Source organism: Streptomyces sp. TLI_053 (genome assembly GCF_900105395.1).
GTDB lineage: Bacteria > Actinomycetota > Actinomycetes > Streptomycetales > Streptomycetaceae > Kitasatospora.
In genome coordinates, this window is sequence record NZ_LT629775.1 from 385,563 (window position 1) to 397,568 (window position 12,006).

At 76.8% G+C, this 12,006-nt stretch carries 1 protein-coding gene; it reads right to left on the reverse strand.

All coding sequences use genetic code 11. The features are described 5' to 3' along the window. Nucleotides 1-126: 126 nt before the first annotated feature. Nucleotides 127-11,997 carry an SDR family NAD(P)-dependent oxidoreductase gene (locus BLU95_RS01450; protein WP_502689854.1) on the reverse strand — a complete coding sequence of 3,957 codons (11,871 nt, stop codon included), beginning with the start codon at nt 11,995-11,997 and terminating at the stop codon, nt 127-129. Nucleotides 11,998-12,006 lie beyond the last annotated feature (9 nt).

The following is a 12,006-nucleotide window of genomic DNA, read 5'->3' on the forward strand; positions in this document are numbered from 1 at the left end:
CCCTGGCCGCGCGGGGTGCGCGGACGGCCGGGAGGGCGCGGGGTGCGCGGGGTGCGCGGACGGCCGGGAGGGCGCGGGGTGCGCGGGGTGCGCGGGGTGCGCGGACGGCGTGGACCGGTGCTCCGGTCATGCGGATCCCAGCTGCCGGTCGATGTAGTCGAACACCTCGTCGTCGCTGGCCGCCTCGATCAGGTCGGCGGCCAGGTCGTCCACCTCGCCCGTGGGGCGGACGCTGCCGGCCGCGGTCCCGCCGGGCAGCGGGCGGGACAGCACTTCCCTGATCCGGGCGGCGAGTTCGTCGCTGACGCCGTCCGGCGGCAGGGCGTCGAGCAGGGTCTCCAGGGTGTCGAGCCCGGCCCGGACCGCCGCGTCGCCGGTCGGGCGGGCAGCGGTCGCCCGCTCGGCGAGGTGACGTGCCAGCGCCTCCGGCGTGGGGTGGTCGAAGACGAGCGCCGCCGGCAGCCGCAGCCCGGTCGCGGACGCCAGCCGGTTGCGCAGTTCGACCCCGGTGAGGGAGTCGAAGCCGACGTCCTTGAACGGGCGGGTCGGCCGGACCAGGTTCGGCGAACTGTGGCCGAGCACCGCCGCGGCGGTGCCGCGCACCAGGTCGAGCAGGGTGCGGTGCAGCTCGGCCTCGGGCAGTTCGGCGAGCTGCCGCGCCATCGAGCGGACCGGTTCCGCGGCGGCGGAGGCACCGGCCCGGGCGGGGCGGAGCAGACCGCGGAGCACGGCGGGCAGTCGGTCGTCCGCCCGCAGCACGGACGGGGCGATCCTGGCCGCGAGCCGGTAGGCGTACGGGGAGTCCAGCGCCGCGTCGAACAGCGCGAGGCCCTCCGCCGAGGTCAGTGCGCCCGCCCCGGCGCCCCGGCCCGCGGTGACCGCGGCGGTCATCCCGCTGCGCTCCTCCCACAGGCCCCAGCCGATGGACAGCCCGGGCAGCCCCTCGGCCCGGCGTTCGGCGGCGAGGGCGTCGAGGACCGCGTTGGCGGCCGCGTAGTTCGCCTGCCCGGCCGCTCCGAACTGGGCGGCGCCCGAGGAGAACAGGACCAGCGCCGCGAGGTCGAGGTCCCGGGTGAGTTCGTGCAGGGCCAGCGCCGCGTCCGCCTTGGGCCGCAGGACGCGGTCGAGCCGGTCCGGGGTCAGTCCGGCGATCGTGGCGTCGTCCAGGACACCGGCCGCGTGGACGACGGCGGTCAGCGGGTGCGCGGCGGGCACCGACCCGAGCAGGGCGGCGAGCGCGGCGCGGTCGCCGACGTCGCAGGCCGCGACGGTCACCGACGCCCCGAGCCCGGTCAGTTCCCCCACCAGCTCCGGCATGCCGTCGGCGGATCCGCCCCGGCGGCCGGCCAGCAGCAGGTGCCGGGTCCCGTGCGCGACGACCAGGTGCCGGGCCAGGAGCCGTCCCAGGGTGCCGGTGGCCCCGGTGATCAGGACGGTCCCTTCGGGGTCCGGCGCAGCGGGCAGCAGCAGGACGTTCTTGCCGACCCCCCGGGCCCGGCCGAGCGAGCGCAGGGCGGCCGGGGCCTGCCGGACGTCCCAGCCGGTGACGGGCAGGGGACGCAGCACCCCCTGTTCGAACAGGTCGAGGATCTCGGCGAGCATCTCGCCGATGCGCTCCGGACCGGCCTCCATCAGGTCGAACGCCCGGTAGCGGACCCCGGGGTGCTGCCCGGCCACCGCCTCGGGGTCACGGACGTCGGTCTTGCCCATCTCCACGAACCGGCCGCCGTTCGGCAGCAACCTCAGACCGGCGTCGACGAACTCCCGCGCCAGGCTGTCCAGTACGACGTCGACGCCCCGCCCGCCGGTGGCCGTCAGGAACTCCTCCGCGAAGTCGGTGGTACGGGACGAGGCGATGTGCGCGTCGTCCAGTCCGGCGGCCCGCAGGACCTCCCACTTGGCGGGGGAGGCGGTCGCGAACACCTCCGCACCGGCGTGCCGGGCCAGCTGCACCGCCGCCGTGCCGACACCGCCGGCCGCCGCGTGGACCAGGACCGACTCCCCGCGCCGCAGTCCGCCGAGGTCGAACAGACCGTAGTAGGCGGTGAGGAACACCACCGGCACGGATGCGGCGCGGGCGAAGGACCAGCCCGCCGGTATCCGGGCGACGGTGCGGCGGTCGGCGACGGCGGTCGGGCCGAACGCGCCCCCGAAGATCCCCATCACCCGGTCCCCGGGCACCAGGTCGTCCACGCCCGGGCCCACCTCGACGACGGTCCCGGCGCCCTCGCTGCCCAGTCCCTGCTGCTCGGGGTCGGGGTCCAGGCCGAGCGCGGCGATGACGTCGTGGAAGTTCAGCCCGGCGGCGCGCACCGCGATCCGTACCTCGCCCTTGCCCAGCGGGGCGAGGGCCGCCGGAGCGGGCTCCGCCACGATGTCCTCCGCGGAGCCCCGGCCGTCGGTGGTGAGCCGCCACGCGGTGCCCTCCGGCAGGGACAGCGTGCCGTCCGGCCGACCGCCGCGGACGAGCCGCGGCAGCAGCGGCGGGCCGTTCCGCAGCGCGAGTTCGGGTTCCCCGGCGGCGAGCGCCGCGGGCAGGGCGTCGCCCGGCCCGCCGGTGCCGGCCGCGTCGACGAGGACGAAGCGCCCGGGGTGCTCGGCCCGCGCGCTGCGCACCAGGCCCCACAGGGCGGCCTGGGCGGGATCGACCGGACGGTCGACCGGCCCGGTACGGACCGCGTCCCTGGTGAGCAGGGCCAGCCTGGCGGCGGCGAACCGCTCGTCGGCCAGCCACTGCTGGACGAGGGCGAGGCCCTGGTGCAGGGTGGCGCGGACCCGGTCGGCGGGGTCGGGCAGGTCGGCGGTGGCGACGGCCGCCACCACCACCTCGGGAAGGGCGGCGCCGGCTCCGAGGGCGGCCCCCAGGGCGTCGAGGTCCGGCCACGACACCGCACCGGGGACGGCACCGCCCAGGGCGGCCCAGCCGGGCACGGCGCTGTCGACCGGGTCGGTGGCCGGGGTCCAGTCGAGGCGGTACAGCAGGTCGCCGTGGGCGGTTGCGGAGAGCGGCCCGCCGGCGGCCGGAGGCCGCAGCAGCAGGCTCTCCACGCCGAGCACCTGCCGTCCGGACAGGTCGTGGGCGTGCAGGGTCACGGCGTCCGGCCCGGCGGTGGCGAGCCGCACGCGCAGCGTGGTGGCCCCGGTGATCCCGCCGGTCACACCGTTCCAGCTGAAGGGCAGCCGGGCCCCGCCGTCCTGCTCGGGCAGCAGCGCGGCGGTCTGCAGGGCCGCGTCCAGCAGTGCCGGGTGCAGCACGCATCCGGCGGCGTCGGCGTGCTGCCGCTCCGGCAGCACGACCTCGGCGAACACCTCGTCGCCGCGCAGCCACGCGGCCCGGATGCCGCGGAAGGCGGGGCCGTAGTGGTAGCCGGCTCCGGCGAAGCGCTCGTAGAGGTCACCGGTGTCCACGGGCTCGGCACCGGTCGGCGGCCAGCTCAGCAGGGCGGCCGCGGTTCCGGCCGGGTCCCCGGCGGGCCGGGGCGCCAGGGTGCCGGTGGCGTGCTCGGTCCAGGGCGCGTCGGCGTCCCGCGTCGTCCGGGCGAACAGGCTGAGCCGCCGCCGGCCGTCGCCGTCGGGCCCGGCGACCCGGAGCTGCAGGTGAGCGGCGTCCTCGGCCGGGAGCACGAGCGCCGCTCCGAGGGTGAGCTCCTCGACCACCGGGCACTCCGCCTCGGCCCCGGCGCGCAGCGCGAGTTCGAGGAAGGCCGTGCCGGGGAGGAGCACGACGCCCGACACCGCGTGGTCGGCCAGCCAGGGGTGGGTGCGCAGCGAGATCCGGCCGCTGAGCAGCAGCTCGCCGGAGTCCGCGACCCGCATCGCCGCACCGAGCAGCGGGTGCCCGGTCGTGGCGAGGCCCGCCGAGGCGATGTCCTGGCTGGTGGTCGGTACGTCGAGCCAGTAGCGGGTGCGTTGGAAGGCGTACGTCGGCAGGTCGACCCGGCGGGCCCCCGGGAACGCACCCGACCAGTCCACCCCCAACCCCCGCTCCCACGCACGGCCCACCGCACGCAGCACCTGCTCGCGGCCGCCCTCGCCACGACGCAAGGTCCCCAGCACCGCCGCATCCGTACCCGCGGCCTCCGCCGACTCCCCCACCGCGACACCCAGCACCGCATGCGGGCTGGACTCGACGAAGAACCGGAAACCCGCCGCCAGCAACGCTGTTGTGGCCTGCTCGAACTCGACGGTCTCCCGCAGGTTGCGGTACCAGTACCCGGCGTCCAGGGACTTCGTGTCCAGCCAGTCGCCCGTCACGGTCGAGAAGAACGGCACCGCCCCGGGGCGAGGGACGATGCCCACCAGGTCCGCGAGCAGCCGCTCGCGGAGCTCCTCGACATGAGCGGAGTGCGACGCGTAGTCCACCTCGATCGCGCGCGCCCGCACACCCTCGGAGACCAGCTTGTCCACCAGCTCCGTCACCGCGTCCGCGTCACCGGAAACCACCGTCGACGAGGGGCCGTTGACCGCCGCCACCGACAACCGCCCCGCCCAGGAAGCGATCCGCTCCCGCACCCCGTCCACCGGCAACGGCACCGAGGCCATACCACCACGACCCGCCAGAACCCTGATCGCGCGGGAACGCAGCGCCACCACCCGCGCCCCGTCGTCGATGCTCAGACCGCCCGCCACCACCGCCGCGGCGATCTCACCCTGGGAATGGCCCACCACCGCGTCCGGAACGACCCCGAACGAACGCCACACCTCCGCCAGCGAAACCATCACCGCCCACAGCACCGGCTGCACCACATCCACCCGGGCGAGCAACCGCTCCGAGCCCAGCGCCTCCGCCAACGACCAGTCCACGTACGGCGCCAGAGCACGCTCGCACTCCGCCATCCGCCCCGCGAACACCGCAGACCCGGCCAGCAACTCCGCAGCCATCCCCACCCACTGCGAACCCTGACCCGGGAACACCAGCACCGAACGACCCGAAACCAACCCGCCACCGGACACCGCGGCACCCTGCGCCAACGCGGTCAGGTGTTCGGCGAGGTTGTCCTCCGTGCCCACCAGCACCGCCCGGTGTGCCAGCGCGCCGCGGCCGGTGGCCAGGGAGAAGCCGAGGTCCGCGGCGCGGACGCCCGACCCGTCCGCGATCCGGGCCGACAGTGCCGCGGCCTGGGCGTGCAGCGCCTCGGGGCTGCGCGCCGAGAGGAGCAGGGGAACGGCGGCGGTGGCGGTGTCCGGAGGCCCGGGCTCGTCGGTGAGCGTGGGCGCGGGCGGCGCCGTCGGGTCGGCCGGGGCCTGTTCCAGGACGACGTGGGCGTTGGTGCCGCTGACGCCGAACGAGGACACGCCCGCCCGGCGCGGACGGCCGGTGTCGTCCCAGGCCCGGGCCTCCGTCAGCAGCCGGCCGGCGCCCGCGGACCAGTCCACCTCGGGCGTCGGGCCGTCCACGTGCAGTGTCTTCGGCATCACGCCGTGCCGCAGCGCGAGCACCGACTTGATGACGGCCGCCACCCCGGCGGCGGCGGAGGTGTGGCCGATGTTGGACTTCAGCGAGCCGATCCACACCGGACGGTCCGCGGGACGGTCCTGCCCGTACGTCGCCAGCAGCGCCTGCGCCTCGATCGGGTCGCCCAACCGCGTCCCTGTACCGTGCGCCTCCACCACGTCCACGTCCGAGACCGTCAGCCCGGCGTCCGCCAGCGCCGCCCGGATCACCCGCTGCTGCGACGGACCGTTCGGCGCCGTCAGACCGTTGGAGGCGCCGTCCTGGTTGACCGCGCTGCCTCGGACGACCGCCAGCACGGGGTGCCCGTTGCGGCGGGCGTCCGACAGCCGCTCCAGCAGCAGCATGCCCGTGCCCTCGCCGAAGGCGGTGCCGTCGGCGGCCGCCGCGAAGGACTTGCAGCGGCCGTCCGGCGCGAGTCCGCCCTGCCGGCTGAACTCGACGAACAGTTCCGGGCTGCACATCACGTTGACGCCGCCGGCCAGGGCGAGCGAGCACTCGCCGGAGCGCAGCGCCCGGACCGCGAGGTGCAGGGCGACCAGGGAGGAGGAGCAGGCCGTGTCCACGGTGACCGCGGGGCCTTCCAGGCCGAAGAAGTAGGCCAGGCGTCCGGAGACGATGCTTCCCGAGTTCCCGGTGCCGAGGAATCCCTCGACGTCCTCGGGGATGTGGGGCAGCAGCCGGGCGGCGTAGTCCTGCTGCATCAGGCCGACGTAGGTGCCGACCGGGGCGCCGCGCAGGGCGGCCGGGTCGATGGCCGCGCGCTCGAACAGCTCCCAGGTGGTCTCCAGCAGCAGCCGCTGCTGCGGGTCCATGGCCAGCGCCTCGCGCGGCGAGATGCCGAAGAACTCCGCGTCGAAGTCCGCCGCGTCGTACAGGAAGCCGCCGTGCCGGGTGACGGAGGTGCCGACGCGGTCGGGGTCGGGGTCGTAGAGCGCGTCCGGGTTCCAGCCCCGGTCGTCGGGGAATTCGGAGATGCCGTCGCGGCCCTCGTCCAGCATCCGCCACAGGTCCTCGGGCGAGCGGACGTCGCCGGGGAGGCGGCAGGCCGCGGAGACGATCGCGATCCGGTCGTCGTCCGGGTCCTGGCCGCGACCGGCGGGCACGGCGGGCACGGCGGCCGCGGCCGCTCCCGTGTCCATGAGTCCGGCGGCCAGGAAGTCGGCGAGCACCGCCGGGGTCGGGTGGTCGAACACCAGGCTGGCGGGAAGCCGCAGGCCGGTGGCGGCGTTCAGGCGGTTGCGCAGGTTCACCGAGGCCAGCGAGTCGAATCCCAGTTCGCGGAAGGCCCGTCCGGGATCGAGGGTGTCCGGGGAGGCGTGGCCGAGGACGGCCGCCGCGTGGGTGCGGACGAGGTCGACGAGCAGCCGGGTCCGTCCGGTGGTGTCGAGGGCCGCGAGGCGCAGGCGCAGGGCGTTGTCGTCGGCCTCCGCCGCCCCGGTCGCGGCCCTGCGCGGGGGTGTGCGGACGAGGCCGCGCAGCAGCGGCGGCAGGGTGCCGTCCGCCGCCGCGGACCGCAGCGCCGCGGTGTCGAGGCGCATCGGGACCAGCGCGGCCCGGTCCACGGTGAGGGCGGTGTCGAGGAGTTCGAGTCCCCGCTCGGTGGAGAGCGGCGGCATCCCGGACCGGGCGAGGCGCCGTACGTCGTCCTCGTCCAGGTGTCCGGTGAGGCCGCTGGGCTGCTCCCACAGGGTCCAGGCCAGGGACTGGCCGGCCAGCCCCGCCGACCGGCGCCGGGCGGCCAGCGCGTCGAGGAAGGCGTTGGCGGCGGCGTAGTTGGCCTGTCCGGGGCCGCCGAAGGTGCCGGCGGCCGAGGAGAAGAGCACGAAGTGCGTGAGGTCGAGGTCGCGGGTCAGCTCGTGCAGGTGGAGGGCCGCGTCGACCTTGGGGCGCAGCACGGTGTCCACCCGCTCCGGGGTGAGGGCGGTGACGACGCCGTCGTCGAGGGTGCCGGCGGTGTGGACCACGGCGGTCAGCGGGTGCGCGGGCGGCAGGTCCGCGAGGACGGCTGCCAGGGCGGTCCGGTCGGCGGCGTCGCAGGCGACGACGGCGGTCTCGGCTCCCAGGGCGGCGAGTTCGGCCCGCAGTTCCTCGGCCCCCGGGGCGGCCGGGCCGCTGCGGGAGAGCAGGAGCAGGTGCCGGACGCCGTGTCCGGTGACCAGGCGGCGGGCGACGTGGGAGCCGAGCAGGCCGGTGCCGCCGGTGACGAGGACCGTCCCGTCCGGGTCGAAGGCCCGGACCGGCGCGGCCGGGGCGTCCGGGGTGTCCTGGTCGTCAGGGATGTCCGGGGTGTCCTGGTCGTCCGAGGGACTCCGGTCGTTCCGGGGGACCCGGACCAGCCGGGGGACGCGGACGTCGCCGCCACGGACCGCGGACTGCGGTTCTCCCGAGGCGAGGGCCGCGTCGACGGCCGCGGAGGTGCCGTGCTCGTCGTCGGCGTCGAGGTCGAGCAGGGCGAAGCGCCCGGGGTGTTCGGAGCCGGCCGAGCGGATCAGGCCCCAGAGCGCGCTGTGCGCGGGGTCACGGACGTCCTCCCCCTCCCGGGTGCCGACCGCGCCCCGGGTGGCGAACACCAGGCGCGAGTCGGCGAAGCGGTCGTCGGCGAGCCAGGCCCGGACGTCGTCGAGGGCCTGGTGGACGGCCGCGCGGACCGCCGCGGCGGGTCCGGCCCCGGCGGCGGGCCCGGGGCGGACGAGCAGGACCGTCCCGGGCACCGGGGCTCCGGCGTCGACGGCGGCCCGCAGCGCGGCCAGGTCAGCGGTGCGGTGGGCGGGTGCGCCGCTGCCGCGCGGGGGCACGGTGACCCACTCGGTCGCGTAGAGGTCCCGGTGGTGGCGGCCGCCGGGGCCGGCGCCGAGGGCGGCGGTGCCGGCGGGCCGCAGGACCAGCGCGTCCACGGTCGCCACGGGGACGCCGGTCGCGTCGGCGACGGCGAGCGCCACCGTGTCGGGCCCGGCCGGGGTGAGCCGGACCCGGATCGTCCCGGCGCCGGTGGCGTGCAGGGTCACGCCGTTCCAGGCGAACGGCAGCCGTCCTTCCGGGTGGGCGTCCGCGCCGGGGGTGCCGGGCACGCCGGTGGCGTGCAGGGCGGCGTCCAGCAGGGCCGGGTGCAGGCCGAAGCGCGCGGCCTCGGGCACGGTCCCGGCGGGGCCGGCGGGCACGGCGGCCTCCGCGAACAGCTCGTCGCCGCGCCGCCAGGCCGCGCGCAGGCCCCGGAAGGCGGGGCCGTAGGCGAATCCGCCCGCCGCGAAGCGCTCGTACAGGCCGTCGAGGGCGAGCGGTTCGGCGCCGGGCGGCGGCCAGGGCATCGGCCCGGCGGCCTCGGCGCCGAGCGCACTGTCCGCGCCGTCCGCGCCGTCCGGGGCCAGGACGCCTTCGGCGTGCCGGGTCCACTCCTCGTCGGGGTCGCCGTCGGCGGCGGCGTCCGGCCGGGAGTGCAGGGCGAGCGGGCGGTGTCCCCGGGCGTCGGGGGCGCCGACGGTGAGGCGCAGCACGACGCCGCCGTGTTCGGGCAGCACCAGGGGGGCCTGCAGGGTGAGTTCCTCGACCCGGGGGCAGCCGGTCCGGGCTCCGGCCTGGAGCGCGAGTTCCAGGAAGGCGGTGCCCGGGAGCAGGGCCCGGCCGCCGACGGCGTGGTCGGCGAGCCAGGGGTGGGTGCGGGCCGACAGGCGGCCGGTGAGGAGCAGGCCGTCGCTGTCGGCGAGGACCACGACGGCGCCCAGCAGCGGGTGGTCCGCGGGGGTCAGTCCGGCGGAGCCGACGTCGGCGGCGGGCGCGGCGCCGTCCTCCAGCCAGTACGGGTCGCGCTGGAAGGCGTAGGTGGGCAGCTCCACCCGGCCGGGGCGGCGGCCGGCGAAGACGGCGTCCCAGTCCGGGGAGACGCCGCGCAGGTGGAGTTCGGCCAGCGACTCGGCGAACCGGCGCGGGCCGCCGTCGTCGCGGCGCAGGGTGCCGACGGCGGCGGCGTCGCTGCCCGCGTCCTCGGCGGTCTCCAGGACGCCGACGGTGAGGACGGGGTGCGGGCTGCTCTCAAGGAGGACCCGGTAGCCGTCGGCGAGCAGGGCGCGGGTCGCCGCTTCGAACCGGACGGTGCCGCGGAGGTTGCGGTACCAGTACTCGGCGTCCAGGGCGGTGGTGTCCTCCAGCAGGCCGCCGCTGAGGGTGGAGTAGAAGGGGACGGCGGACGGGCGGGGGGTCAGTCCGTCGAGCCGGTCGAGCAGTTCGGCGCGGATGTCCTCGACGTGGGCGCTGTGCGAGGCGTAGTCGACGGGGACGCGCCGGGTGCGGACGCCCAGGGCCGCCGTGCGCTCGAGGAACGCGTCGAGCGCGTCGGTGTCGCCGGAGACCACGGTGGAGGCGGGTCCGTTGACGGCGGCGACGGACAGCCGGCCGTCCCAGGGGGCGAGGTGTTCGGCGGTCTCCTCGACGGGCAGGGCCACCGAGGCCATGCCGCCGCGGCCGGACAGGGCGCGGATCGCCCGGCTGCGCAGGGCGACGACCTTCGCCCCGTCCTCCAGGCTCAGCGCCCCCGCCACCACGGCGGCGGCGATCTCGCCCTGGGAGTGGCCGACGACGGCGCCGGGGGTGATGCCGTGGGAGCGCCACAGTTCGGCCAGCGAGACCATGACGGCCCACAGCGCCGGCTGCACCACGTCGACGCGGTCGGCCGGCGGGGTGCCGGGGGCACCGCGCAGGACGGCTTCCAGGGACCAGTCGACGTGGGGCGCCAGGGCGCGTTCGCAGTCCGCGATCCGGGCGGCGAAGGCGGGGGCGGAGTCGAGGAGTTCGACGGCCATGCCGGCCCACTGGGATCCCTGGCCGGGGAAGACCAGGGCGACCTCGCCGCCGGTTCCGGCGGTGCCGAAGAGCAGGCCGGGGGCGTCGAGTCCGGCCGCCAGCGCGTCGAGGCCGGCCCGGAACTCCTCGGGGCGGGTGCCGATCAGGACCGCCCGGTGCTCGTGCGCGGTGCGGGTCGTCGCGAGGGCGTGGCCGACCTCGGCCGGTCCGGGGCCGGGGTGGGCGTCGAGGTGGTCGCGGAGCCGGGCGGCCTGGGCGCGCAGCGCTTCGGCGGTGCGTCCGGAGAGCGGCCAGGGGAGGACGGCGGAAGCGGCGGACCCGTCCGCGACCACCGGGGCGGGTCCGTCCGCGTCGGCCGGGACGGGTTCGTCCGCCTGTTCCAGGACGACGTGTCCGTTGGTGCCGCTGACGCCGAAGGAGGAGACCGCGGCCCGGCGGGGCCGTCCGGTCTCGGGCCAGGGGGTGTTCTCGGTGACCAGGCGCACCGCGCCCGCGGTCCAGTCGATCTGCGGGGACGGGTCCTGCGCGTGCAGGGTGGGCGGGACGGTGCCGTGCCGCATGGCGAGGACGGTCTTGATGACGCCGCCGACACCGGCCGCCGCCTGGGTGTGCCCGATGTTGGACTTCAGCGAGCCGAGCAGCAGCGGCTGCCCGTCGGCGCGGTTGCGTCCGTACGTGGCCAGCAGGGCCTGGGCCTCGATCGGGTCGCCCAGCGGGGTGCCGGTGCCGTGCGCCTCGACCACGTCCACGTCGGCGGGGGTGAGTCCGGCGTTGGCCAGCGCGTGGCGGATGACGCGCTGCTGGGCGGGGCCGTTGGGGGCGGTGAGCCTGCTGCTGGCGCCGTCCTGGTTGACGGCGGTGCCGCGGATCAGGGCGAGCACCGGGTGGCCGTTGCGCCGGGCGTCGGAGAGGCGCTCCAGCAGCAGCATGCCGACGCCCTCGCCCCAGCCGGTGCCGTCGGCGGCGGCGGAGAAGGACTTGCAGCGGCCGTCCCGGGCCAGGCCGCCCTGACGGCTCATCTCGACGAACGGGACGGGTGTCGACATGACCATCGCGCCTCCGGCCAGGGCCAGGGTGCAGTCGCCGCCCCGCAGCGCCTGGGCGGCGAGGTGGATGGCGACCAGCGAGGAGGAGCAGGCGGTGTCGATGCTGACCGCCGGGCCCTCAAGGCCGAAGGTGTAGGCGACGCGGCCCGAGGCGACGCTGTCGGAACTGCCGCTGCCGACGTAGCCGGCCACGTCGTCGGGGACGTGGCGCAGCCGTACCGCGTAGTCCTGGTACATCACTCCGGCGAAGACGCCGGTCCTGCTGCCCCGCAGGGTCGCGGGGTCGATGCCGGCCCGTTCGAACGCCTCCCAGGTGGTCTCCAGGAGCAGCCGCTGCTGCGGGTCCATCGCGAGCGCCTCGCGCGGGGAGATCCCGAAGAATCCCGGGTCGAAGTGCCCGACGTCGTCGAGGAATCCGCCCAGGGCGGTGTGGCTGCTGCCCTCGCGCAGTCGTTCCGGGTCGTCCAGGTGGTCCAGGTCCCAGCCCCGGTCGGCGGGGAAGCCGGTGATGGCGTCGGTGCCGTCGGTGACCAGGCGCCACAGGTCCTCGGGGGACCGTACGCCGCCGGGGTAGCGGCAGCTCATCGCGACGACCGCGATCGGTTCGCGGCCCGCTTCCTCGGCCTCGGTCAGGCGCCGGCGGGTGTGGTGCAGATCCGCCGTCACGCGCTTGAGGTAGTCCCTCAGCTTGTCGTCGTTCACCATCGGGGG